The sequence below is a fragment of the Alteromonas sp. ABH4_453 genome (genome assembly GCF_056160665.1).
Genome location: NZ_JBSWXP010000009.1, coordinates 96,133 through 121,448, shown reverse-complemented (window position 1 = coordinate 121,448; position 25,316 = coordinate 96,133). Strand labels below are relative to the sequence as shown.

General features: G+C 45.7%; 26 protein-coding genes. 15 read left to right on the top strand and 11 right to left on the bottom strand.

Features of this window, described 5'->3' with window-relative positions:
• Positions 1–214 precede the first annotated feature (214 nt).
• From asd to ACXAGV_RS17345, 3 genes are read left to right on the top strand one after another with little or no spacing between them, the layout of a single operon-like run.
• A complete protein-coding gene (gene asd / locus ACXAGV_RS17355; RefSeq protein WP_474874315.1) occupies positions 215–1,162 on the top strand; it encodes an archaetidylserine decarboxylase in 948 nt (315 codons plus the stop codon).
• Positions 1,163–1,165: 3 nt separating this feature from the next.
• Positions 1,166–2,041: a DMT family transporter gene (locus ACXAGV_RS17350; RefSeq protein ID WP_014948075.1), complete on the top strand. Its 876-nt coding sequence runs from the start codon at positions 1,166–1,168 to the stop codon at positions 2,039–2,041.
• 32 nt (positions 2,042–2,073) lie between these two features.
• Entirely contained in the window at positions 2,074–2,766 is a 693-nt protein-coding gene (locus ACXAGV_RS17345; RefSeq protein ID WP_474874314.1) for a glycerophosphodiester phosphodiesterase, read from the top strand.
• 122 nt (positions 2,767–2,888) lie between these two features.
• Here the strand turns inward: ACXAGV_RS17345 and ACXAGV_RS17340 are convergent, their stop codons facing one another.
• The 3 genes from ACXAGV_RS17340 to ACXAGV_RS17330 all read right to left on the bottom strand — a co-directional run bounded on the left by ACXAGV_RS17340 (position 2,889) and on the right by ACXAGV_RS17330 (position 5,726).
• A complete protein-coding gene (locus ACXAGV_RS17340; protein ID WP_014948073.1) occupies positions 2,889–3,317 on the bottom strand; it encodes a MerC domain-containing protein in 429 nt (142 codons plus the stop codon).
• Positions 3,318–3,473: 156 nt separating this feature from the next.
• A complete protein-coding gene (locus ACXAGV_RS17335; protein WP_474874313.1) occupies positions 3,474–4,382 on the bottom strand; it encodes a divergent polysaccharide deacetylase family protein in 909 nt (302 codons plus the stop codon).
• Between the two features lie 180 nt (positions 4,383–4,562).
• Entirely contained in the window at positions 4,563–5,726 is a 1,164-nt protein-coding gene (locus ACXAGV_RS17330; protein WP_474874312.1) for a murein hydrolase activator EnvC family protein, read from the bottom strand.
• 253 nt (positions 5,727–5,979) lie between these two features.
• Between ACXAGV_RS17330 and ACXAGV_RS17325 the strand changes: the two genes are divergently transcribed.
• The 4 genes from ACXAGV_RS17325 (at position 5,980) to gpsA (ending at position 8,291) form a co-directional block, all read left to right on the top strand.
• The gene (locus ACXAGV_RS17325; RefSeq protein WP_474874311.1) at positions 5,980–6,405 is read left to right on the top strand and encodes a rhodanese-like domain-containing protein; all 426 of its coding nucleotides are present in this window, start codon (positions 5,980–5,982) and stop codon (positions 6,403–6,405) included.
• Positions 6,406–6,417: 12 nt separating this feature from the next.
• Positions 6,418–6,678 carry a glutaredoxin 3 gene (grxC, locus tag ACXAGV_RS17320; RefSeq protein ID WP_014948069.1) on the top strand — a complete coding sequence of 87 codons (261 nt, stop codon included), beginning with the start codon at positions 6,418–6,420 and terminating at the stop codon, positions 6,676–6,678.
• A 61-nt stretch (positions 6,679–6,739) separates the two neighbouring features.
• Positions 6,740–7,249: a protein-export chaperone SecB gene (secB, locus tag ACXAGV_RS17315; RefSeq protein ID WP_012517046.1), complete on the top strand. Its 510-nt coding sequence runs from the start codon at positions 6,740–6,742 to the stop codon at positions 7,247–7,249.
• 10 nt (positions 7,250–7,259) lie between these two features.
• On the top strand, positions 7,260–8,291 hold the full coding sequence (gpsA, locus tag ACXAGV_RS17310; protein ID WP_474874310.1) for an NAD(P)H-dependent glycerol-3-phosphate dehydrogenase: 1,032 nt from the start codon (positions 7,260–7,262) through the stop codon (positions 8,289–8,291).
• A gap of 90 nt (positions 8,292–8,381) precedes the next feature.
• On the opposite strand, the gene ACXAGV_RS17305 is transcribed toward gpsA, so the two are convergent.
• From ACXAGV_RS17305 to ACXAGV_RS17285, 5 genes are all read right to left on the bottom strand, one after another.
• Positions 8,382–8,774: an NAD(FAD)-dependent dehydrogenase gene (locus tag ACXAGV_RS17305; RefSeq protein WP_474874309.1), complete on the bottom strand. Its 393-nt coding sequence runs from the start codon at positions 8,772–8,774 to the stop codon at positions 8,382–8,384.
• Positions 8,775–8,945: 171 nt separating this feature from the next.
• A complete protein-coding gene (trmL, locus tag ACXAGV_RS17300; RefSeq protein WP_039219267.1) occupies positions 8,946–9,410 on the bottom strand; it encodes a tRNA (uridine(34)/cytosine(34)/5-carboxymethylaminomethyluridine(34)-2'-O)-methyltransferase TrmL in 465 nt (154 codons plus the stop codon).
• Positions 9,411–9,476: 66 nt separating this feature from the next.
• Positions 9,477–10,445: an alpha/beta fold hydrolase gene (locus tag ACXAGV_RS17295; RefSeq protein ID WP_474874308.1), complete on the bottom strand. Its 969-nt coding sequence runs from the start codon at positions 10,443–10,445 to the stop codon at positions 9,477–9,479.
• Between the two features lie 60 nt (positions 10,446–10,505).
• Positions 10,506–11,864, bottom strand: a complete 1,359-nt coding sequence (locus ACXAGV_RS17290) for an ATP-binding protein (RefSeq protein ID WP_474874307.1) — start codon at positions 11,862–11,864, stop codon at positions 10,506–10,508.
• Entirely contained in the window at positions 11,864–12,607 is a 744-nt protein-coding gene (locus ACXAGV_RS17285; RefSeq protein WP_334060253.1) for a response regulator transcription factor, read from the bottom strand. The genes ACXAGV_RS17290 and ACXAGV_RS17285 overlap by 1 nt, the downstream gene beginning before the upstream one ends.
• A gap of 212 nt (positions 12,608–12,819) precedes the next feature.
• Here ACXAGV_RS17285 and ACXAGV_RS17280 point away from each other — a divergent pair, with 212 nt between their 5' ends.
• Positions 12,820–13,650, top strand: coding sequence for a Spy/CpxP family protein refolding chaperone (locus ACXAGV_RS17280; protein ID WP_474874306.1), 831 nt, complete (start codon positions 12,820–12,822; stop codon positions 13,648–13,650).
• A gap of 85 nt (positions 13,651–13,735) precedes the next feature.
• On the opposite strand, the gene ACXAGV_RS17275 is transcribed toward ACXAGV_RS17280, so the two are convergent.
• Positions 13,736–14,146 carry a methylglyoxal synthase gene (locus ACXAGV_RS17275; RefSeq protein WP_474828188.1) on the bottom strand — a complete coding sequence of 137 codons (411 nt, stop codon included), beginning with the start codon at positions 14,144–14,146 and terminating at the stop codon, positions 13,736–13,738.
• Between the two features lie 653 nt (positions 14,147–14,799).
• On the opposite strand from ACXAGV_RS17275, the gene argC reads away from it, so the two are divergent.
• From argC to ACXAGV_RS17240, 7 genes are all read left to right on the top strand, one after another.
• Positions 14,800–15,813 carry an N-acetyl-gamma-glutamyl-phosphate reductase gene (gene argC / locus ACXAGV_RS17270; protein WP_474874305.1) on the top strand — a complete coding sequence of 338 codons (1,014 nt, stop codon included), beginning with the start codon at positions 14,800–14,802 and terminating at the stop codon, positions 15,811–15,813.
• Positions 15,810–16,640, top strand: a complete 831-nt coding sequence (argB, locus tag ACXAGV_RS17265; protein ID WP_474874304.1) for an acetylglutamate kinase — start codon at positions 15,810–15,812, stop codon at positions 16,638–16,640. Before argC ends, argB begins: the two co-directional genes overlap by 4 nt.
• Positions 16,637–17,548, top strand: coding sequence for an ornithine carbamoyltransferase (locus tag ACXAGV_RS17260; protein WP_474874303.1), 912 nt, complete (start codon positions 16,637–16,639; stop codon positions 17,546–17,548). The genes argB and ACXAGV_RS17260 overlap by 4 nt, the downstream gene beginning before the upstream one ends.
• A gap of 37 nt (positions 17,549–17,585) precedes the next feature.
• Positions 17,586–18,791, top strand: coding sequence for an argininosuccinate synthase (locus ACXAGV_RS17255; RefSeq protein WP_474809056.1), 1,206 nt, complete (start codon positions 17,586–17,588; stop codon positions 18,789–18,791).
• Positions 18,792–18,865: 74 nt separating this feature from the next.
• Positions 18,866–20,248 (top strand): argininosuccinate lyase, encoded by a 1,383-nt coding sequence (gene argH / locus ACXAGV_RS17250; RefSeq protein WP_118490460.1) that lies wholly within the window; start codon positions 18,866–18,868, stop codon positions 20,246–20,248.
• 18 nt (positions 20,249–20,266) lie between these two features.
• Positions 20,267–21,577 carry an amino-acid N-acetyltransferase gene (gene argA, locus ACXAGV_RS17245; RefSeq protein ID WP_474874302.1) on the top strand — a complete coding sequence of 437 codons (1,311 nt, stop codon included), beginning with the start codon at positions 20,267–20,269 and terminating at the stop codon, positions 21,575–21,577.
• Positions 21,578–21,748: 171 nt separating this feature from the next.
• Positions 21,749–22,645, top strand: coding sequence for an alpha/beta hydrolase family protein (locus tag ACXAGV_RS17240; RefSeq protein ID WP_474874301.1), 897 nt, complete (start codon positions 21,749–21,751; stop codon positions 22,643–22,645).
• Positions 22,646–22,710: 65 nt separating this feature from the next.
• Here the strand turns inward: ACXAGV_RS17240 and ACXAGV_RS17235 are convergent, their stop codons facing one another.
• Positions 22,711–23,823, bottom strand: coding sequence for a DUF2855 family protein (locus ACXAGV_RS17235; protein WP_474874300.1), 1,113 nt, complete (start codon positions 23,821–23,823; stop codon positions 22,711–22,713).
• Positions 23,824–23,839: 16 nt separating this feature from the next.
• The gene (locus ACXAGV_RS17230; protein WP_474874299.1) at positions 23,840–25,255 is read right to left on the bottom strand and encodes an NAD(P)-binding protein; all 1,416 of its coding nucleotides are present in this window, start codon (positions 25,253–25,255) and stop codon (positions 23,840–23,842) included.
• Between the last annotated feature and the right edge of the window lie 61 nt (positions 25,256–25,316).

The following is a 25,316-nucleotide window of genomic DNA, read 5'->3' as shown; positions in this document are numbered from 1 at the left end:
TAAACCCGTTGGAGCGACCGAATAAGTACACGCGCTACTTACGCGTAATAGCCGTCACTAACTCGGCGATTTATTCTTTTGGTGTGAACCACGTGCTTATGCTTTTGTGTAAGCACTCATAACCCTAAAGTTGCTCTTAATACCACGACTTACTATACAATAACGCTATCTATGCAATGCGTTATTGCTTGCATAAAAGAAACGGAGATATTTTGTGTTAGATTGGCTTAAAGTTAATTTACAATACGTTACACCAAAGCACCTGCTTTCACGCCTTGTAGGCAAACTTGCAGAAGCAGAAATGGGTAGTGTTACGACATTTTTCATCAAGGCGTTTATTAAGCAATACAATGTTGATATGTCAGAAGCGCTGCATGAGAAACCAGAGCATTATAGAAGCTTTAATAAGTTCTTCACCCGCCCGCTTAAACCTGAAGCGCGCACCATCGACGAAAACGATGACGTACTCATTCATGCTGTTGACGGTACGGTAAGTCAGTTTGGCGATATCCGTAGCGACAGTATTTTTCAGGCGAAAGGCCATGACTTTAGCCTAACTACATTATTAGGTGGCAAGCCTGATGTAGCTGCGCCATTTAAAAATGGTAAGTTTGCTACCATTTACCTTGCCCCTCGCGATTATCACAGAATTCATATGCCCGTTGAGGGCACGCTTACTGATATGTTGTATGTGCCGGGCGAGTTGTTTTCAGTAAACCCGCTTACTGCACAAAATATACCTGGTCTATTTGCACGTAACGAACGTGTTGTCGCGCTGTTCGACACGCCTGTAGGCAAAATGGCGATGGTGCTTGTAGGCGCTACCATAGTGGCAAGCATTGAGACTGTTTGGGCAGGCACGGTTACGCCACCTGCGGGTAAAAACGTTCAGCACTGGTCATATGAGAAAGACAGTGAAGCAGCAGTTTTCCTTGAAAAAGGTGCTGAGCTAGGCCGCTTTAAGCTAGGTTCGACCATTGTGGTGTGTTTCGAAAAAGACATGATTGATTTTGAAGACCTCGCCCCTGGTATGGTCACACGCCTTGGTGAGCCTATGGCGCTTAAATCAACCGCACAGGCTACGGCTAAAGATACGCACGTTAGCGATGAAACAGCCAGTGACGAAAAGAGCGAGGCTTCGTTAGAGGGCGCTGACAGCTAATTTATGGATGCTGTTAAAAAAAGCCTGATCTCACTTCATTTCACGGTAATTTTACTTGGTGGTACAGCCCTTTTCTCTCGGCTTGTACCACTTAGCGCCAGTGATATCACTCTTGTTCGTTCAGTATTTGCCTGCATAGCGTTGTTTGCCTTTTTGAAATTGGCGAAGAACAAAATAAAGCTGAATTCAAAAAAAGACTACGGCGTTGCCCTCGGTTTAGGCGTGCTTATGGCACTGCACTGGGTCACCTATTTTGCCGCCATGCAATATGCAGGGGTGTCTGTTGGCATGATTGCCCTTTTTACCTTTCCTGTAATCACGGTACTTATCGAGCCTTTCTTTGAGCGGGTAAGGCTGGTCTGGCAGGATATCGTATCTACCGTTACGGTGGTCGTTGGCGTTTATTTAATAGTGCCAGAGACATCACTGGAAAATGACATTACCCTTGGTGTTCTCATCGGTATTGCCTCCGCCATCTTGTATTCGTTTAGAAACCTTATTCACCGTAAGCACTTTAAGCACTACAGCGGTGCGCAGGCCATGGCGTGGCAGACCTTGGTTATCAGCATTCTAATGTTGCCGGTAGGCAGTGCAGCAATAACCTCAGCGTCTACTAGTTCTTGGCTAATGCTATTACTTTTAGGTACCGTATTTACTGCGCTTCCTCATGCACTTATTGCTGCGAGCCTACGTCACCTTAGGGCAAAAACGTTTTCGCTCATAGCCTGCATGCAGCCTCTTTATGGCGTTTTCCTTGCTATTATTCTGCTTAACGAAAAACCTGGTTTAAGTGCGTTGTTAGGTGGAATTCTTATTACGTCAGCATCAGTTTATGAAACGCTCAACACGCATAAATTGCATAATGCAAAAGATGATTAAGCCGTGTTGTGATCTTTAAGGAAGAGATGTCTATGCTCATTTTTGCTCACCGAGGTTCCAGTAAAGCCGCCCCAGAAAACACAGTAAAGGCATTTAAGCTGGCTTTCGAACAACGTGCCGATGGCATTGAGTTTGATACCTATCAGCACGAAAGCGGCATTATTGTTTTTCACGATAGAACACTTACGCGCAGAGCACGGGAATCCGGCTATTTACTTGACGTACCGTGGCAATCCCTTACAGAAATGGACATTGGGGATGGAGAGCGCATACCGACCCTGACCGAAACACTTAATTGTATTCCCAAAGACAAGTGGTGCAATATTGAGATAAAACACTTACGCGACGTAGACAGCTGGGTTGAAGACGTTAAAGCAGCGGTACAGCAAAGCGGTATTAATGCTGATAAGCTACTTATCTCTTCATTTAACCATCACTGGCTTCAAGCTATTGCGCTTAATTGGCCCGAAGTGAAGATCGGCGCCTTATCTGCAAGCTACGAACTTGACTGTACGGCAAGCGCCCGAGCTCTGAACGCTTATTCCGTAAACATTGCATTAGACGCCGTTGATAAGCAGTTTGTGCAAACGGCGCAGCAAGACGGATTTGACGTATTCGTTTATACCGTAGATGAGCCAAGAGACATGCTTATGCTTAAAGAGTGGGGAGTGACGGGCATATTCACTAACGAGCCCGATGTAGCGCTTAGTGTGTTGTCGAATTAAACCCTACTTTTTCAATGCGAAAAGTCTGTAGAGCGCGTATCTGATACATACTTAGACTATAAAAAAACGAGCCATTGGCTCGTTTTTTTTATAATGCTTTTCTTGAAATGCAGCTTAGTTGACTACTTAAATTCAGTTGAAAGGTGGTCTGAAAACACCGTATTCTTGCAGCACTTACATTGTCTACACAATCGCATATTCACCCAGTGGCCGGCTACAATTAGCGCTGCACCTATCGCGATGGTAAAGGGTTCGTAGTGATGCCCAAAAATATCTTTGTGCCAATAAATAGCGCCCCCCGTAAACAACAGTGCCAGCGGGTAGTATTTGCCATGATAGCGAATTGCACCGCTAACCAAGGCGACCGCACCTACAATTAACGAAAAAGTTAATATGGTTCTCTCAAACCACACTTGTGCAAAAAAGCTAGAACCGATCAGCGGCAGCAGAGGCACCAAAACAGGTAGCGCGAGGCAATGCAACGCACACAAGCTCGACACCCAGATGCCAAGTTTGTCTAGTTTTGTTGGATTCTCGTCAATTGGAGTCATTACTCTAATTACCACCGTGAAAAAATGAATTCGCGAACTATTCGCCAGAGACGTTATATTATAACAGAATCACAGAAATGAGAAACGTTCCCACATTAAATTTTGATCTTAACGAGATGAAAATGAACTAACTACGTATAAAATGGGGCAAAAAAGCTATTCGTTTGGCGCTGTATCCAAACGCTCAGCAACGCCTTTCTCTGCCAAGTTGTGCATTAGCCCACTGCTGTGTATGGCATTTTCTTCGGTCATGCTTACCTTGCTATCCTTCACATCGGCGTTATTAAGCGAAGCTGTTTGATCGCGTTCTTGGCCAAACTGTTTTGCCACTTTCGGCGCATGTGAAAAATAGTCGGCTACTGAGGTAAGGGTTAAACCTTCTTTTTCAAGTGAGGGTAAATGAGTTTTCAAAAAATCGACGGTTTCCGGGTGGGGGTGACCAATCACTACAACGTGACCATTCTTTTTAGCAATACGTTTCATGTGGTTGAACTGCTTAAGTAAGAATGCAGGCTTGAGCTTATGGTCCAGAAACACCTGTCTGCTTGCGCTAGGCACACCTAACCGCTGGGCAATTTCTTCACCTTTTGTGAGTACCGTGGTTCGACTATCCACAAAAAATAAGCCTTGGCGTTTCACCTCTTTTAAGAGCGATTCCATTCCTTTTTGCTGCCCCGTGAACGCACTTCCCATATGGTTATTCACACCAACCGCGTTCGGCACGCTCTTCATTGCCTTGCGCAAGTTGTGAGTAATGGCACCTGCAAACATGTCAGTGGTTAATCCAAGGGGCCCCATGTTTTTTCCACTTTTCGCCTGCATAGGCATATGCAGCATAACCGCCCTTCCTTCTTGCTCAGCGCGGAGCGCAATTTCAGAAGCCAGCGGCGTTTGCGGAAGTATAGAAAAGGTAATTTCTTTAGGAAGAGAAAAAGCAGCGAAATCAGACGGCCTGTAACCCAGGTCATCTAATATTATTATTATGTCTGACTTTGCTTTTACTTGAAGGCTAATTAGCCCGCATAAAACAAAGATTATACAAGGCATTAGCAGACGCAAAAGCATCTAAGTCACATCCGTTTTTCATCATTATTATTAAGCGCACTGTGTGAATGAATTCACTTTAACGTTAAGCATACCAACAACAGAAGTTCTTTCAACAAAACTAAGTCTTTATTCGCCGGTTGTGACTTTACATGCCAACATATGAGGCCACTATGAAAACCTTATTGTGGCCGAGACGAACTAATCCAGCCAGGATTTCGGGTTTAGCGCTTTTCCTTTGTGACGAATTTCAAAGTAAAGGTTCGGGTATTCTTGACCACCGCTTCGGCCTACAAGACCAATGCGTTCCCCTTGCCGAACCTCATCACCCGACTGTTTCAGCAATGCTTGATTGTGTCCGTAGACACTCATATAACCCTCGCCATGGTCGATGATAGCGACCAAACCAAAACCACGCAGCCAGTCGGCATACAATACTCGTCCGGGTGCGATACTGTTAACCGCATCGCCCTCAGCACCATCAATTACTATACCTTTCCAAGAAACTTGCCCTTGGCGGCGACTACCAAACAAATGACGTATTCTGCCTTTTACAGGTGCAGGAAGCTTACCTTTGAGTTTAGCAAGGCCATTCATGCTAAATTCAGCTGCGCGAGCCGCACGTTCGGCAGCGATACGCGCAGCCTCAATCGCACCTTTTAATGCTTTTTCGTCGGCTTGCAAAGACGCAATACGCTGGTTTTCCGAAGCGATGGTTTTATTTATTTTCTTGAGTGTTGTTTTACGATCGTCCTGGCGGGTTATAAGTACTGCACGCTGCCCCTCCTGCTCATCTTTAAGAGCAGCAAGTGACAAGGCTTTTTCGCTAAGCTCTGCGTTAACTTCTTCAAGCCTAGCAACATTTCCCCTAAAACTATCAATCTCTTTTTGGCGCGCTTTAGCCACGTATTGATAATAGGTGATGACACGCTCGAAGGTTCGCGCGTCATCTTGGTAAAACAGCATTTTCGCGTAGTCGTAATGCCCCGCCATAAATGCACTTTTAAGCTGGCTCGATAAAAGTGACTGCTGTTTACGGATAGCCGTTTTAAGTCCTTCTTGTTCTTCTTCGAGCTTAGCTTGTTCTTGCTCAATGTTTTTAAGTGACTGTCGGGTGCTGTTTAGTGCTTTCGCCACGTTAGCGATTTCGAGTTCAGAGGCCTTCAGAACATTTTCTAATTCCTGAGCACTGGCTCTATTGTTCTCTAATACTTGCTGTCGAGCGCGCAATTCGGCCTGTAACTCAGCTAATTTTTCTTTTTGACTATTCGCACCGCCTTCTTGTGCAATAGCACTACTTCCAATCGGCATAATTGCAAGGGCAACTATGCACCCAATGATTGAAAGAAATAATCGTACTGACATACGTGCGCCCAGAACCTTAACTTTTTCATTGATGACTTAATGTGTTTCATCGTTGCTGTTAACAACGTTTTCCAGTGTATCTGACGCTCCTCCATATGCCCAGTGCAATTTGTTCGTAATATCAATCATCTAAAGTATTTGGCGCAAACCCGCTATGACTGACATTCATCATACTGAAAGGTAAGCTGGTTTCTCGCCCATTTTTCTATATACTTTGCACTCTTTTCATGGTCTGTAGACAGGGTTAGAGGTAATGGATCAACTAATTGAATTTGCTAGCAACAACTTTATTCTTGCTGGTATTTGGGTTGCGCTGATTGCCATGTTGGTATTTAGCTATATCAGTGCATGGACATCTTCAGTAAAAGAATTAAGCACGCACGAAGCAACGGTTTTGATGAATAAAGACGATGCGATAGTGCTAGATACACGCCCTGCGAAAGAGTTTAAAGCTGGCCATATTTTGGGTGCCAGACAAATTAAACCTGAAGAGTTGCGTGAGAAAAACTTCAAGAAACTTGAAAACAGTAAAGACAAACCCATTATCGTAGTATGCGCTATGGGTAATCAGGCTCGTGGTACAGCAAATGCGATGCTTAAAGACGGCTTCGCGAATGTGAGTGTATTAAAAGGCGGAATGAACGCGTGGCAAAGTGCCAGCCTTCCCGTTTCTAAATAACAGGTAACCTTTATGAGCAAAGTAGAACTTTACACCAAGGGCCACTGCCCTTACTGCCACCGTGCAAAAGCATTGCTAACGCAAAAAGGTGTAGAATTTATTGAATACCCAATAGATGTTAAGCCTGAACTGCGCGACGAGATGATTGAGCGCGCAAACGGCGGCTGGACTGTTCCGCAAATTTTCATTGACGATCAGCACGTTGGTGGCTGTGACGATATGATGGCTTTAGAAGCACAAAGCAAGCTTAACCCAATGTTGGGTTTAGCGTAAGCGTCAGCGCATACAGCAACGCACTACATTAAATTAAAACGACAATTAAATAGGAAATACCATGGCTGACGAAAATCAGACAAATAACGGCGAAGCAGCAGGCGCACAAGCGCAACAAGGTGCTCAGTTCAATATTCAGCGTATCTACACAAAAGACATTTCTTTTGAGTCTCCAAACGCGCCAGCTATTTTCACTAAAGAGTGGAAACCTGAGATTAAACTAGACATCGACACTAGCACTAACAAGCTAGAAGAAAATGTATTTGAAGTTGTACTTTCAGTTACCGTAACGGCAACGCTTGGTGAAGAAACAGCATTCCTTTGTGAAGTGCAACAAGCAGGTATCTTCGCTATAGGCGAAATGCCAGACCAAAACAAAGCGCACACGCTGGGCTCGTTCTGCCCGAACATGCTTTTCCCATATGCGCGTGAAACCATTTCTAACTTGGTTAACCGTGGAACATTCCCTCCACTTAACCTAGCACCTGTAAACTTCGACGCTATCTTTGCCGCTTACGTGCAAAAACGTGCACAGCAAGCGCAGGGCGAAGCGCCAAAAATGGACGCCTAATTAGGTGAACATGAAACACGTGGACATGAAGTCGAATTCGGTTTCAGAGTCAGTTTCGGTATTGGGGGCGGGGTCTTACGGCACCGCCCTTGCTTTTTGTCTTGCCAGAAATGGCAATCCCACACTGCTTTGGGGCCGTGATGAAAAGCACATTGCCGAAATGGAAGCGAACCGAGAGAATGCTCGTTATCTTCCAGGCGCAACATTTCCAGATGCACTGGTGGTTAATGCCGACTTAGAAGACGTTGTTGCTGCCAGCCAAGATATTTTAGTGGTTGTACCTAGCCATGCGTTTGCAGCTATGCTTCAAAGCTTAAAGCCATTGCTTAAACCGCATCAACGTATTATTTGGGCGACCAAAGGACTTGAGCCAAAAACTGGCCGTTTGCTTCGCGATGTGGCAGAGGAAATACTGGGTACCGACTATCCCCTAGCCGTGTTATCAGGCCCTACCTTTGCTAAAGAAATGGTAGCGGGCTTACCTACCGCAATTTCGCTGTCTTCCTCTGACGATACGCTGAGTGACGAATTTGCAGCAAAGCTGCATTGCGCAAAGTCGTTCAGAGTATACAAAAACTCAGACTTTACTGGCGTGCAGTTGGGTGGTGCGGTTAAAAACGTTATCGCTATTGGCGCGGGCTTAGCCGATGGCCTTGGCTTTGGTGCAAACGCGCGAACGGCGCTTATCACCCGAGGTTTAGCAGAGCTTACCCGTTTGGGCGTAAAGCTAGGAGCCAACCCAGAAACCTTCATGGGTATGGCCGGGCTTGGCGATTTAGTATTAACCTGTACTGACAATCAGTCGCGTAATCGACGCTTCGGCTTGGCATTAGGCCAAGGCAAAAGTGTAGATGTGGCTATCGAAGAAATTGGTCAGGTTGTTGAAGGCTACCGCAATACCGAAGAAGTTCATATATTATCGAAAAAAGTAGGCGTAGAAATGCCTATTTGTGAACAAATTTATGCTGTGCTTTATCACGGAAAATCCCCTAAAGAGGCGGCCTTAGCTCTGCTTGGTCGAGACCTCAAAAAAGAAGCCTAGCGAATACTTGATGGTTTTTGCTTAGTAGCAAAAACCATCAACCCTTTAACGCCCCACTTAATCTATCTATATCCAGCCTATTAACCTGTCTTAGCGGCCTTCTCTTACCACGATCACTTTAGCGTTGTTGTGATATCTAGCGTGACTGCGCTTGTGATGCTTCACTTTTTTCACCTTTTTGTAGGGTGAATCGACAACCACATAGCGATTCCCATGCTTGCGATAGTAATGATTATTAGCAACGTAATAACGATGATTGTCGATAACCTCCACCCTATGCGCACCTGGCAAGACGTTAACGTACAGGCCAATTTCGGGAACGCGTATGGCTACGTCGATAAGCGGACGAGCAGGTTGCGTAATAATAGTGACTTTTTCATTCGCCCCTCTATTCGAGTGAGAATGATGACTTGAATGGGCGCTTGCTTGCCCCGCAATCATCAAGCAAACGCCGGTGATAATACCCAGTGTGATACGTTTCAAACTGCTTCTCCTAACTCATTCTTGCATGTTCACAGGCTATATTAATGAGTGAAGCTGAACGAAACCTGACTCAGGCAGGCTTTACAGTGTCTTTACACATGGTGCAAAAAAGCCCCAGCAAAGGGGGCTTCGTAAAAGTGAATGTCTTCGGGCTGCTTTTAACACCTTCTGCTAGCGTGCCCCTTCGTAGCCAAATTGACGCCAGCTTTCATACACAAAAACAGACACGGCATTAGATAGGTTCATACTGCGACTGTCTGGCAACATGGGAATGCGAACACGCTGCTCTGGAGGAAGCGATTGAATATAATCGTCGGGTAAACCACGGGTTTCAGGACCAAATATAAGTGCATCACCTTTTTGATACGATACATCGCTATGAAACGCTTTGCCTTTTGTTGTGCATGCGAACACTCGATTTGGTTTTGCATCTTCAAGGTAGGCTTCTAAGTTTGCATGGCGCTTAACGTGGGCAAATTCATGATAATCTAAACCTGCACGTCGTACTCGCTTGTCGTCCCACTCAAAACCTAAGGGCTCGATTAGATGTAGTGTGAACCCACTGTTAGCGCATAAACGGATGATGTTGCCCGTATTAGGCGGGATCTCTGGTTGATAAAGTACGACATCAAGCATGTTTTTTAAACGACCTTCACTGTTAGTAACTGATGTATTCTACAACGAAACACAGCAACTCATCATCTATTCTGCCGCCAAGAAGTCTAGAATTGTCGAAAGAGAGCGCTCGCGAATGTCGTCTGACTCGGTGAATAGTTCATGATAAGCCCTTGGTATAATTTCAAGCTCAGCATTTGGCATTAGGTGCGCCACCCTTCGTTGGCGCTTATTATCTATTATGGCGTCATCGTCGGCGCTTAAAACTAGTGCTGGAGTGGTGATTGCCGCGGCACTATCTTCAATCCTATTCATAGCCTGATGGGCTGCGGCCAACCATTCAGTAGTTACGCCCCCAAGCTGGATTTCTTGCTCTTCATCATATAACTCGCGAAACAACGCATAGCGAGTTTTACTGTGGGTAAGCTTATTCAATGAAAAAGGAAACGCAATATACGGTGTTTGACCGAAAAAATACCCTGCGTCTGCTTTTTTCATTCTATTTACCGCTAGGCCGGTTCGGATTAAGCCATTCGCTAGCCAATTAGGCAAGGAAGGTTTAATACCGAACATGGGCGAAGCCAGCACAGCTTTGGAGAACAAGTTAGGCAAACGCAACAGTGTAAGCGCTCCGATAGCGCCGCCCATCGAGTGGCAAACCAGCTGTAACGGACCTTGCTGTAGCGGTTTCACTATTGTTTCTACGAACATGACAAAGTCATCAACGTAGTCATCAAAATCCGCAACATACCCGTGTTGAGGATCACGTGTCATTCTGTCAGACAAGCCTTGCCCTCGATGATCGAGAATAAAAACGGCAAAGCCGTTCTGATAAAGGTCGTAAATAAACTCTTTGTATTTTAAGTAGGACTCTATGCGACCCGAACAAATAACAATAGTGGCTTGCGGCGTTTCAGGAATACAGTAGGCGTAGCGCACCTTTATACCATCTTTGCCAGTGAAATGGCCCTGAGTAACACTGTCCTGCCAAAAAGGATTAATGTGTGAGGCGAAGGTGCTGGCTAAATTGTTTTCTGATGTGAACATCCAGTTCATAAATACCCTATTAAAGTTAATAGGCGCTCTTGGTAAGACTGCAGAGCATCGTCAAAGTTACTACTTTGGAAATGACAGGGTTACTCGCAGCCCACCGCGCTCAACAGGTTCAGCTATAATTCGCCCATGATGCAACTCAACAGCTGCTTTTGCAATGGATAAACCTAGTCCAACGCCTCCTGACTCTCGCTCCCTTGCAAGGGTAGCCCGATAAAACGGCGAAAATATACGTTCACATTCCTCTACCGTCAGCCCCTCACCGTCATCGGTGATATGAATGCTCCACTGCTCATCGTCTTCACTATACGAAATATGCGTTAAAAAGCTGCTGTGACGAATGGCGTTACGCAGAACATTTTCCACAGCGCGACAGAGCATCATACTGTCGATGACAACAATTTTTTTAGGTATATCATCAATTTTTAACTGTTTGTTTTTATTTGCTGCTTCAAAATTCGCATCGGTAAAAACTTCGTTGAGCACTAACGATAGCATCTGTTTTTCCATCTTAGCTTGACCAGCTTCGGCACGACTTAATGTTAGCAACTGACTTACCAGCGTTTCCATACGGTCAGCTTCTCGCTCTACCCGCACTAAAGTCTCTGGGTCTACGTTTTGTTGATGGGCAAGACCAAGCGCCATTTGCAACCGTGCGAGCGGTGAGCGAAGTTCGTGTGATACATCGGCTAATAAGCGCTTTTGCGCCCCCCACATAGACTCTAATTGCTCAGCCATTTTATTAAAGTCGCGCGAAAGCTGCCCTAGCTCGTCATGACGTTTAGCCGCTCGCCCTACCCGCGCCTGCCAGTCGCCATTTGCTATGCGTTTCGCTGAGATTTGGATACGCAAAATAGGGTTTGTCAGTGATTTGGCAAACAACCAGCTCAATAATATGGTGGTGATCAACGCGATACAAAGAAACAGTAAAACCGGTGGCGTTTGCTTTTCAGGCATTTCCAGTCTAACCGTAAAAAGCGCAAATCGGGTGCCGTTGCGCTCAAAGAAAACCGGACCCAATATTTTAAATGCTCCACGCTTCACAGCTATGGGTGACGTTTGTGTTACTAATCTAAGTAAATCCTCTCTGTCTTCGTTACGAAGCGGAGGCCCTCCACCTGAAATAACACGATTATCACTAATATCGACAGCCACCATTCGCCCCCTCCCAGCTCTGGAATGGCGATCAAGCGCACCGCGTAATGGCGCATCTTGAAAACGATCGTTTTGAATGCGCTCCACCACTTGATTGAGAGCAGCCACTTCAGGTGGCTTTATGGGTACGATTTCAAGGTCTTCGAAGAAAAGGCGGCTGCCCCAAATAGCCAATAAGGCGGTTACAATGAATGTAGCCCAAAACCAAAGAAACAATCGGCCCATGATGGCCCGCGTTGGGCTTATACTGCGTAACAGTTTTACCATCAATGACTTCCAACAATTAACATATATCCCACACCTCGGATGGTTTTAATTTTCTCATCCGCAGCCACTGCGCCTATTTTCTTGCGCAAGTTACTCACGTGCATATCAATACTTCTATCAAAAGCCTGTAATGGCTTACCCAATATTTTTAAACTTATTTCTTCTTTCGTTACTCGCTGGGCCGCATTAAGCATTAATAGGCGCAGAATCAAAAATTCCGTTGTTGTAAGCGTTAGTTCGATATCATCCACTTTCGCCAGCTGACTGCTGGGGCTTAAAAAAATACCGTTGACGAATAAGTCCTGTTCAACAGCGCCGCCCGTGGATGACAAATTATGACGCCGAACTATCGCTTTGATGCGCGCTACGAGCTCTCTATGATTAAAGGGCTTAGGTAGGTAATCATCGGCCCCCATCTCGAGGCCTAAAATGCGGTCATAGTCATCGCCTCTTGCTGTAAGCATAAGCACTGGCGTACTGTGACTTGCTCTTAGTTTCTTTAATACATCGAAGCCATCCATTTTAGGCATCATCACATCAAGCAATATCAGATCGTAATGACGCCCAGAGACCGCTTCTGATAGTCCCTCTTCGCCATTGTTGCGCACTTGCACTTGATAACCCATACCCGATAAGTACGTACAAAGCATTTCTGTCAGCTCTAGGTCATCATCAATAACAAGAATAGACTGCAAGTGAAAATCTGAACTCATGGTATTAAACTCTTTAACTGCTAGATTCATGAAAATGCCTGTAAATTGGAAGAAACTCAACCTACGTTCATGGTGTAAATCGCCTTTAGCTAACGAAAAACACTGACGGAAACGCGTACTATATCTTTTCAGACCTTTACAATCACAAATCGGCATTACCTTTACATAAGCTTTACACTGCGTTGACTGCTTTTTTAGACGCGCACGCTACGATTAGCCTGTCCGAACAAAAGGAGACGACAATGAAAAAGTTATTAATTGCTAGTGTAACAGTAGCAGCGATTGGCTTAGGTGGCTTTGCATTGGCGCAAACAGCAGGACCTGGTATGCGTCACCACGAACCGATTAAAGAAATTGTGAAACATCTTCGCGGTGTCAGTTTAAGCGACGCCCAGCGCGAAGAGATAAAAACACTGGTAAGCGCATTTAAAGACACAAACCCCCGACCTGAATTTGGTGACATTGAAAAGCCTAGTTTTGACTTTGCTACCGCCACTGAAGCCCAGTTAAACGCGTTTATTCAAACACTGATTGAAGAGCGCGAAGCAAAACATTTTGCTTTTGCTCAACTACGTCACGACATCTACAAGGTGCTGAGTGAAGAGCAGCGAGCAACTCTCTTAGCGCGAGACGCTAAACGAGAAGTAGATAGACAAAAACATCATGATGCTTTCGGAAAACAAGAAGCACGCTTTGCCAAACGAATGGATGGTGAGGGTCAAGATCCTAAACCCAAGCCTAGGGAGTTTTTGTTCGAAGGCATTGAATTAACCGACGCACAAATAGCAAGCCTTGCTGAGCTTCGCGAGTCGTTCAAAGAGACATCGAAAACTAATAGAGAGACGCTACGCAATTTTAAAGACGCACAGCGAGATTTAATTCGCAGCCAGTCTTTTTCTGAAGACGCTTGGGGCGCGCTTATCGCTCAATACAAAGATAGCCTTGTTAATGCTGGGTTGGAAAAAGCTAGACAGCATCAGGCCATGTTTCAAGTACTAACATCTGAGCAGCAAGGGCAAATAAAGGCCTTACGAGAAGAAGAGCGAAAGCTGCATGAGCTATTTAAACCATAGTGTGTAGCGCTTCTCACCCATCTTACCCACCGTAAAGAGTGCTGGCTTCGGCCAGCATTTTTTGGCTAGTTGATAGTTATACTTTCTAGAAGTTCGGTTTAACTGGCTTGTAATCAGGTGATAAGAAAAGCGGTGACGTAATAACCAAATCGGCCGTGGCTGGCGTGCAGGCTACAGGTACATTCCATACTGAACACAAACGCAATAGCGCTTTTACATCGGGGTCGTGGGGCGCTGGATTTAAGGGGTCCCAAAAGAAGAATAGCGCGTCTAGCTTGTTTTCTGCTATCAACGCGCCTATTTGCTGATCTCCACCAAGCGGGCCGCTTTTATAGCGTGTAACGTCTAATCCGGTTTCACTGGCAACTAAACCGCCTGTTGTTCCTGTTCCTACTAAATTACACTGCTTAAGCACGTCAATGTGCTGTTTAACCCATGCCAGTAATTCGGGCTTCTTATGGTCGTGCGCCACCAGCGCTAAAGTAAGTTTGCTCATTTTATTTTCCGAGTTTAATCCCAACAACGTATTTTTACAGCTTTCTGCTTAGGTCTATAGCAACCTATCACTTATCACTGTCTGATTTCATGCGCTACTTGCGCTTTACAATTAGGGCCCGTTTTTCTTTGCAAAAACAGACTTTATTCTTAGCTTATTAAGCACCAAGGCTGCCATAAGTAAGTACGACTACTATTTATTAGCTACTAAATATAAATATTCAGTTCTATTAGTCTTGTTGTCAACTTACTGTCATAACTATAAATATATTATTAAGTATCTTGTTACAGGCTAAACAGCATAAATACAAGATAAAATATTTATACATTTTTATTGCATAATCATTCAAATTAGATACACTAGTCCACGGTTAAGGCATCCAGCCCTGAAATTTGGGTTGTAACATGATAGGAATTGATGATGACACAACCAACTCGCGTTGTTGGTTCAACCACTAGCAACGACAAAGAGTTTACCTCTCCCCTGGCTGGCTACACCTTGCATAGCGCACGACGATGCGTGTGCACATCTATGCTTATTCGGTAGCACACTTTTTACCTTTGTAATGTGGTCGCGGTTAGGCAAGGATTTACGCCCAACCAGTTTACAAAGGTAAAAAGTGATTTTTTTCTCCTTTTATTGAATTTTAAATTATGTATAGCGTTTCAATTATTGGTGCCAGTGGTTACACAGGTGCACAACTTGTTCAGTTGGTAATTCAACATCCAAAACTTACGTTAGCGGGTACTTATGTATCTGAGAAAAGTAGCGATGCGGGTAAAAATATTGCACAGCTTCATGGCAACTTAGCCCATGTTAATGCTACGCTCACGCCCATATCAGAAGCTGCCCTAAAAGAGATGGCTAATGACGTCGACTTTATTTTTCTTGCAACGCCACATGAGGCAAGCCACGACTGGATGCCGGTGTTATCTTCAGGCAAAGCAAAAGTGCTCGATTTATCCGGCGCTTTTAGGCTAAAAGACACCCAAGTTTTCGAACAGTTTTATGGCTTTCCCCATACGCAAGAACAAAGTCTAACTCAGGCGGTTTACGGTCTTGCCGAGTGGCACGAAACTCAAATTGCCAATGCAGATGTTATTGCTGTTCCGGGTTGCTACCCCACGGCGAGCCTTAGTGCACTGAAACCACTTGCTGAAAATGACTTGTTAGATGAAAGCGTACGTCCTGTTATTAACGCTGTATCTGGCGTATCGGGTGCAGGTAGAAAGGCCAGCTTAACCACCAGCTTTTTTGAGGTCAGTCTTCAAGCATATGGCGTGCTTGGCCATCGTCATACCCCTGAAATTGAAGCGTATTTAGGCACGCCCGTTATCTTCACGCCGCACCTTGGCAACTTCAAAAGGGGTATCTTGGCAACGGTCACCGTTAAGGTTAAAGCTGGTACCACCAGCGTGCAACTTGAACAAGCGTACACTGACGCCTATGCTGATAAACCTATTGTGCGTTTGCGCACCAGTTTTCCAAAAATTGACGACGTTGCTCATACTCCATTTGTTGATCTTCACTGGAAGCTAGACGAAACATCTGGATACGCTGTAGTAACAGCGGCAATAGACAACGTAATGAAAGGTGCTGCCTCTCAGGCAATACAGTGCCTAAACATAATGACGAAACAGCCAGTAGAGACAGGGTTAGTACTATGAGTGTTTCAGCAATTGTAATTAAAGTTGGCGGTGCATTGCTTGATGATGCAGCAGCAATGACGCGCTTATTTTTAAGCGTAAAAGACGTTCAAGCCACCCGCCCAGTTGTGGTAGTTCATGGGGGTGGACCGCTAGTGGAAACCCTAATGGCGAGCCTTGGTCTTCAAAGCACTAAAATTGATGGCCTTCGCGTTACGCCCGACGAGCACATGCCTTATATTTGCGGCGCACTTGCAGGCTCTGCTAACAAACAACTTTGCGCAGCGGCACTTGCCACAGGCATTACTCCTGTTGGTTTATCTCTGCTAGACGGGAATATGGTGGTATGCGAGCCACTGGCTGATCAATACGGTGCGGTAGGCGTACCTTCAACTGCTGACGCTGCGTTTCTGAAAAACGTACTAGCGCAATCTACACTTCCGGTAATTAGCTCTATTGGCTCAAGCCCACAAGGTAGACTGCTGAATGTCAATGCCGACCAAGCTGCTACGGTTATCGCCGAATTGCTTAACGCAGAACTTTTATTACTTTCCAATGTTGAAGGTGTATTGGACGGTGACAAGTCGCTAATTAGCGAACTTAACGCTGCAAGTATTACGAAATATGCAGACGAAGGCGTGATCACTGACGGAATGAAGGTGAAAGTAGATGCGGCACTTGCGTCTGCAGAGAGCCTAGACCGCGCGGTTTACATCGCAAGCTGGACAGCCGATATCAACGACATTTTAAATAAAAAAACGGGTACACAAATTCTGCCCGCAGCGCTGGCAAACACAAAGCCAATAAACGCTGAATTAACAAAAGGCAATGCCGGAGAAGTACAATGAAACAGGACCTACTCACCTTTGCAGACTGGACACCCGACGCAATGAAAAACTTGCTGCAATTGGCTGTAGAAATTAAACAAGCCCCAGCAAGTTACAGCAACGTGCTAGCGGGGAAATCAATTGTTGCCCTGTTTGAAAAGCCATCTTTGCGAACCCGCGTAAGCTTCGATATTGGAATTAACAAGCTTGGCGGCCACATGGTGTATTTAGATGTGCAGTCGGGAAAATTAGCCGGCCGTGAAGACGCAGTAGACACCGCTGCAAACCTTGCGTGCTGGGCTGACGCCATAGTCGCTCGTGTATTTTCTCACGAGACGCTAGAAACCTTTTCTAAGGCTGCAAATGTGCCGGTTATTAATGCATTGTGTGATAAATATCATCCATGCCAAGGCCTTGCTGATTACCTCACTATGTTTGAACGCTTCGGCAAAACCGAAGGTCTTACCATGGCCTATGTAGGCGACGGCAACAATGTAACTCACTCACTATTAATTGTTGGGGCGCTTTTAGGTTGCAACCAAGTTGTAGTCACGCCAGAGGGCCACGAAGCGGCACCTGAAATTGTGGCGCAAGCGAAAGCGATTGCCGAGAAAACGGGTGTATCGATTGTAGAAAGCACGGACCTTAGCGCCGCTAACGGCGCAGACGTTATCTATGCAGATACATGGCTTTCAATGGGTGACGATACGCCACTTGAAGTGATCAAAGAGAAGTTCATGCCTTATCAGGTAAATGAAGAACTGATGGAAGCAACTGGCGCTAGCTACGTTATGCACTGCCAACCAGCCCATCGCGACTTAGAAATTACAGGCTCGTTAATTGATAGCGATAAGTCGCTATTAATGCAGCAAGCCGAAAATAGAATGCATGGCCAAAACGCCATTCTTACTCAATTACTTAACGCTTAAAAAGACGCCTAAAGAGACGCTTAGAAGGATTATTTAGATGCAAAACGTTAAAAAAATCGTGCTGGCCTATTCAGGCGGGCTTGATACATCGGCTATCATTCCATGGCTTAAAGAAAACTATGGCTGTGAAGTTGTAGCATTTGCGGCAGATGTGGGCCAAGGTGATGAAGAGCTAGAAGGCCTTCACGAGAAAGCTATCGCGTCTGGCGCGAGCGAGTGCCACATTGTTGATTTAAAAGAAGAGTTCGTAAGCGAATATATCTTCCCTACTATCACGACAGGTGCAGTATACGAAGGGGAATATTTACTTGGTACGTCAATGGCGCGCCCGGTAATCGCAAAAGCGCAAGTTGAGATTGCCCGTAAAGTAGGTGCCGACGCCCTATGTCACGGTTGTACTGGTAAAGGTAACGACCAGGTGCGTTTTGAAAGCACCTTTGCCGCCCTTGCTCCAGATCTTACCGTTATCGCGCCGTGGCGTGAGTGGGATATGGTAAGCCGCGAAGACTTACTTGCGTACCTAGCCGAGCGCAATATTGCGACTACAGCGTCAGCAACAAAGATTTACAGCCGTGATGCCAACGCATGGCACATTTCTCACGAAGGCGGCGAGCTTGAAGATCCATGGCAAGAGCCTACCAAGCAAGTGTGGACCATGACGGTTGACCCAGAAGATGCACCAGACACGCCTGAGCGCGTTACCCTGTCTTTTGACGAAGGTAAGCTTACGCACGTTGATGGTGAAGCATTATCGCCTTATCAAGCGCTAGTTAAACTTAATACTGTTGCTGCGGCACACGGTGTTGGGCGTATCGACATTGTTGAAAACCGCCTTGTAGGCATGAAGTCACGTGGTTGTTATGAAACGCCAGGAGGCACTGTACTACTTAAAGCGTATAAAGCGCTAGAAACTATGGTGCTAGATAAAGCGGCGCTTAAATACCGCGAGCAAATTGGCCTTGAGTTCTCACATGTTATGTACGATGGCCGTTGGTTTACTGCCCTTAACGATGCACTGCTTGCTGGTGCTGCGTCTTTTGCTAAGAAAGTGACAGGCGATATCGTGGTTAAGCTTTATAAAGGCCAAGCTACCGTTACCCAGCGTAAATCGCCCAACAGCCTTTACTCTGAAGACTTTGCTACCTTTGGTGCAGACGATGTTTACGACCAGAAGCACGCTGAGGGCTTTATCCGCCTATTCAGCCTTTCAAGTCGTATTGAAGCACTAAAAAATCAAGGTTAATGATATACCGCGCGTAGCTTTTAGCAGCTACGCGCAGGTATCAAAGGCAACAAACAGTATTTAAGGAGCATCGCATGGCGTTGTGGGGTGGCCGGTTTGAGTCCGGTGCAAGTAGTATGTTTAAACAGGTTAACGACTCACTGCCGTTTGACCAAGTTATGGCAAGCCAAGATATTCAAGGCTCTATCAGCTGGTCTCGTGCGCTGCAAAAGGCAGGCGTACTAACTGCTGACGAACAAGCACAGCTTGAAGCAGCACTTAGCGAGTTAAAAGCGAAAGCCGATGCTGGAGAATTAGACTTTAACGCATCGAGCGAAGAAGATATTCACAGCTTTGTAGAAGCTGCGCTTATTGAAAAGCTTGGCGATATTGGCCGTAAACTACACACAGGTCGTAGCCGTAACGACCAGGTGGCTACTGACTTTCGCCTGTGGGTACGAGAACATATTGCCTCACTTCGTGCTGATGTTTTAGGTGTTATTAAATCTCTTCTAAATGCCGCAAGCCGTCATCAAGAAGCGATCATCCCAGGTTACACTCACTTACAGCGTGCACAGCCTATTCACTTTGCACACTGGTGCTTAGCTTACGTTGAAATGCTAAAGCGTGACTTAAGCCGTTTAGACGACTTGAAAGTCCGTATGAACCAGTGCCCGTTAGGATCTGGTGCATTAGCAGGCACTACTTTCCCTGTAGACCGTCATGCCATTGCTGAAGAGCTGGGCTTTGACTCTCCCTGCCTAAATAGCCTAGACGCTGTGTCGGACAGAGACTTTGTGCTTGAGCTTTTATTTGTAGCCAGCACCAGCATGATGCATTTGTCTCGTCTTGCCGAAGACATGATTTTCTATAACTCTGGCGAAGCCGGTTTCTTACAGTTAGGCGATAGCGTAACCTCTGGTTCATCGCTTATGCCGCAGAAGAAAAACCCAGATGCACTAGAGTTAATGCGCGGCAAATGTGGTCGTGTATTTGGTTCTTTGCAAGCGCTGCTAGTTACCATGAAAGGCCTTCCACTTGCGTACAACAAAGATATGCAAGAAGACAAAGAAGGCGCTATCGATACGGTAAATCAGTGGCACATTTGTTTGTGCATTGCCAGCGAAGTGCTCGACTCATTGCAACTTAATGAAGAACGCTGTCGTACTGCGGCAACTCAAGGCTTTTCTAATGCAACCGAGCTTGCCGACTACTTGGTAGGCAAAGGTGTACCGTTTAGAACAGGCCACGATATTGCAGGGCGCGTTGTGCTTCAGGCCATCGACAAAGGCTGTGCCATTGAAGATTTGCCATTAAGCGACATGCAGGCGATTTGCGATAAAATTGAAGACGACGTATACCCGGTCCTACAGCTAGAGTACGGCGTTAATCAGCGCAATATCTTGGGCGGTACCAGCAAAGAAACTGTGACGAAAGCACTGTATCAAGAGCTGGAAGACTTGGATAAGCAAGGGTAGCGACAAGGAACTGCTTAGATGGTACTAGCGCATCATGACGGCATAAAACTGTTTCGCAGTTCACTGCCCTATATTAATGCTCATCAAGGGAAAACCTTTGTGTTGATGTTCGGTGGCGAAGCCATTGAGCATCCTAATTTCCCTAATATTATTCACGACATTGCCCTGCTTAACAGCTTGGGCGTGCGCGTGGTCGTGGTGCACGGTGCCCGCCCGCAGATAGATCAGCGCGTTGCCCTTCGCAATATTGAAGGCCGCTTTGAAAGCGGTGTGCGAATTACCGACAAACAAACCCTTGAGTGCGTAAAAGATGCCGCCGGCTCGGTGCGTTCTCAAGTGGAAGCTCTGCTTACTATGGGGCTTCCCAACTCACCTATGCACGGCTCTCAAATACGCGTGTGTTCGGGCAACCTGGTCGTTGCCAAGCCGATGGGCGTACGAGGCGGTGTTGATTTCGAAAACACGGGATTAGTGCGTCGTATTGATACGACCGGCATTAACGATCATTTAAACGACGGCTCAATTGTGCTGCTATCGCCTATGGGCTATTCATCAACAGGAGAAGTGTTTAACTTATCTCACGAAGATGTAGCCACACAGGCGGCTATAGCCCTTAAAGCTGACAAACTTATCGTATTTTCAAACTATGATGGCGTATACAACCGTGACGGACGTTTACTTCGTACAATTGAACGCCCTCAGCTAGAACAGTTGATGATGGCGGGCGACATTACCACCGAAGATACGGTGTTAAGCGCTCTTACCACCAGCGTAGCTGCAGGTGTTCCCCGTGCCCACTGCATCAGCTTTGAAAAGGACGGCGCATTGCTTCAAGAGCTGTTCACCCGTGACGGTACTGGCTCGCTAGTAATGGAACATCATTACGAACAACTGCGTGCAGCAACTATCGAAGATGTGGGCGGGATCTTAAAGCTAATAAAACCGCTAGAAGAAAGCGGCGTGTTAGTGAAGCGTTCTCGTGAGCGTTTAGAAAACGAAATAAACCAGTTTATCGTGATAGTGCGTGACGGCATGATCATCGCCTGCGCAGCTTTGTATTTATACCCCGAAGACGGTTGTGCCGAGCTAGCTTGTGTGGCAACCCACCAAGATTATCGCGGTAAAAACCGTGGCGAACGGATTTTAGATGAAGTGCGCTCCCGTGCTAAAGAAGCGGGTATTAACAGTATTTTTGTACTGACCACAGTTACCGCACACTGGTTTTTGGAGCAAGGGTTTGAACCTGCAGACATTAGTGCGCTACCTGCCGTAAAGAAAGAGCTATATAACTTCCAGCGCAATTCTAAAGTATTTACCTTGGCGGTGTAGAAAATTTCGTTTTATCGCGAATGCTATGGCTTACCATCCCAGCTAAGCAGTAGCATTTGCGCGTCACGTATCACTCAGCACTAACTATCAACAAAATAAATAGTCAGGATATTGCATTTTATTGGTGCAGAAGGTTTACTGGTTAGACCAGATGAGTTTTCGAGATCTCCAATGTCGAGCAAAATAAAGCAACACGGCACAATAAAGAATACGAGTGTTAAAGATATCACTGTTACCTGTGCTGATAGCACCCCGCTTGCCGCTTCCCTTTTCTCTCCAGCCTGTACTGCTAAAGCTGCTATCATGATTGGTCCTGCTACGGGCATCAAACGTCAGTTTTACAGCGCATTTGCTACTTATTTGTGTGAGCAAGGGTTTGGCGTTATCACGTTCGATAACCGAGGCATTGGCGAGTCGGTAAAGGGCAGCGTTAAACAAAGTGATGCATCACTAGTAACCTGGGGGGAACAAGATATGCCGGCGGTGCTAGAGACACTAAAGGTTCATTTCCCTAATGTACCCTATTTTCTTGTTGGCCATAGCGCAGGTGGTCAATTACTGGGTTTGATGCACAACGTACACGACCTCACTGCTTTTTGTAACTTTGGTAGTTCATCAGGTAGTTTACGGAACATGCGTAAAAGCTATTTGCTAAAAGCGCATTTCTTTATGAATTTCTATATCCCGGTGAGTAATTTACTGTTCGGCCATACGAAATCTCAGTGGGTAGGCATGGGAGAGCCACTGCCTAAAAAAGTAGCGCGCCAATGGCAAAAATGGTGTAACGGTAAAGGCTACGTAAAAACAGGGTTTGGCAGTGATGTAAACCAGCACCACTACGACACCATTCTGATACCTTCTAAGTGGCTACTCGCCAATGACGATGACATTGCTAATATTCACAACGTCCACGATATGATTAGCGTTTTCCCCAATATGGAAGCCGAGGTGGAGGAACTCGACCCGCAGGCTCATAACGTAAAAGAAATAGGCCACATGAAGTTTTTCTCACGAAAATGTCAGCACTTATGGCCTAAAGTCACCGATTACTTTAATCAATACGTGTGAAAACGCCTTCGAACGAGCGCTTTTATCAAAGCGCTCGAACTCGATACGGGTGCTCTGGTTACGCGCTAAGCAAGTGTGTATATTCTCCCTTCATTTAAAGGAATATGACCTTGTTGATGTTCGCTAAAGTCATCTTGTAGCGCGCTTAACCCTTCACGCTCTTTCACGTTTAACCAACCGGCACTCCACGCAATGGCTTTTGAGACAAACCCGCTACTTAACTTCTGGTACTCAGCAGCACCAATCTCAGACATACGCTGCTGTATATGAGCAGGCGCAAAGAAGAACTCCTCATCGCTTGCGGGCTTAACGTCCTGCCAGTGAGTAAGCCCAACGTTAATGTACCTGCTTAGATGCACACCAAGTTTATGTTTTATTGAGTCTTTAACCTTGGCATTGCCGGACATGTCGACAACAACGGTGCTTTTTAGTCGCAACATGTCCAGCTGTTCATAGCTAATAACAGCGCTGTAAACATTTAACGCTTCAAGTGATGCAATGCGCTTTTCAGAGGTGACGCCTATCGCGCTAATACCGGCTTCATTTAACGCAAAGGCAAGCCCTAAACTGGTTTTACTTGAGGCACTTAGTACTAATAACTGTTCTCTTTGTGCTCCAGATATAGCATCGACTACTTCTGATAAACAGTAAGACGTTGCGTATAGCGGCCACAGCAACATCTGAAAGTTTTCTTGGCTGTGCTGCTTATTGTTTACTTCAGCGTTAGCATCGCTCTTTTGGGCAGGCAGTGGGCGATATACGTTATAACCTTGCGGCAACTTCAAGCGATGTGGGCTACAGTCGATAAGGTTACTGCTATTAACTGTAGTGTTACTCATAACCAAATATTCAGCGGGTGGGAAGTAACCCAAAAAACGACTTCCTACTTCTACCGCATCGTTATTAGAGCTAATTACTTGCCCCACGCCCCATACTGGAATAACGCCCCAGTTTTCGTTGCTACTGGTATTAAAAGGTGGAAAAAACTGCCAATAACCAAGTTTGTCACCCACCATATAGTAGGTCAGGTTATTGGCAGTAAACGCGAATCTTTCAATTTTGATTACTAGGCTTTTTGTCTTTCCAGAGCCCTCTATCTGCGCATTATCAAGGCTAGCTTCTGTTTGCATTATTCGATAACGGTTTGGGTTCGTTTTGTCTATTTGAAACTGTTTCATCGTTATTTATAACCTCTTAGAGTTGTCCACTCGCTTTTAAGCCGTGTATGTAGGTCATCAGCTTTTGCATTGCCGGACCCGCTGCTTCTTTCAAACGCCCTAACACCTGCATTTTTTGCATATCGTCTTTTGCCACGCCGTGTACTACTTTTGAAAAGCCATCCAGCCGACAATGGTAGATCCAATCTTTCAGCGCTGTGTCTTCACCCCAAATTTGCATGTTTCGCAACATGGCAGCAGTCATGGGTAACCAGTCGACGTCACGATTAGGCAATGGGACCACTTGTGTCAGCATCTGCTTTTGTTGTTCATCGCTGTAGGCCGCCTCTACGTGGGCAATAAGCGCTGCACTAAAGACGGGTTGATAGGCGCGCACTGTTTGAGGGGTGATGGTGTCGCCATCGAACACCGCTTTCATCTCTAGGTTAGTCAGTGCAGAAGCTGAGCAGTCAATGACCAACGCGTTATCTGGCATTTTCCATGTTGTGCTTTCAAAACACAGTTCTTCGCGGCTGATATGCTTAACCCGACCTTCTCTAACGATAGACGGAAGCGTTTGTAAGGCTTTTAGCTCTAGTTCGCTTACCGTTGCACCGTGAAACATACTGGGTCTTACGTTTTTATCTAAACGCAACAGAACACCGCGCTCCTCTAACTTGTCGAACATATCTTCAATGGAGGTTGACGCAGCAATGGCTTCCATTTGATTTGCTTGTGCCCCAATAGAGTCGAAGAAGAAGTCATCCAAGGGCTGCGTATTTTTACGGTTGAGTAACCAAGCATCTCGCGATACCACCCAATGAATATTATGCGGCGCTACGTGGTTTTCAAGCAGCCATAGGCAGGTATCAATCCCCGTTTTACCGCCACCGACAACCACGTAGTTTTTAAAGCCTTTGATATTTTCGACCACGGTATTAACTGGCGTAAACGCTACATCATGGTCGCGAGTAAAGCTTGGAGTATGGGTAAGCGGAATGTTGGTATTTAGATAAGTGGCATCAACAATTTTCTTGTTCACTGTCACGTTATACTGCTTGCCATTTAAGGTGGAAATAAATTGTTTATTTCCTTTGTATTCGCAAAGCGGGTAATACTGCACTCGATTTGAAGGTAAAAAGGCTTCGTTCATTACGGCATCGAAATATGCGCTAACTTCTTGGCCTGACGCTAACCCCATTAGGCCTTCATTCATTCCACACTTGTCGATTACGCCCCGATTTAACTCTTTTGAGCATACGCCATAGAACGCTGAAGGCTGGTGTAGGGTGACGAAGGGATAGGCATAATTCCAATGCCCGCCGGGCTTCGCATTTTTATCTACAATCAAAATGTTAGCGTTTGTTTCGTGAAGCAGTACATCAGCGAATGCCATCCCTACCGCGCCAGCGCCTACAATCAAATAATCGCAGGTTAATTGCTCAGTTTTCATATATAGTATCCTTATGAGTAACCTGCGGGCAGGCAGGTTGAATGTTAAACCAAGAGATATA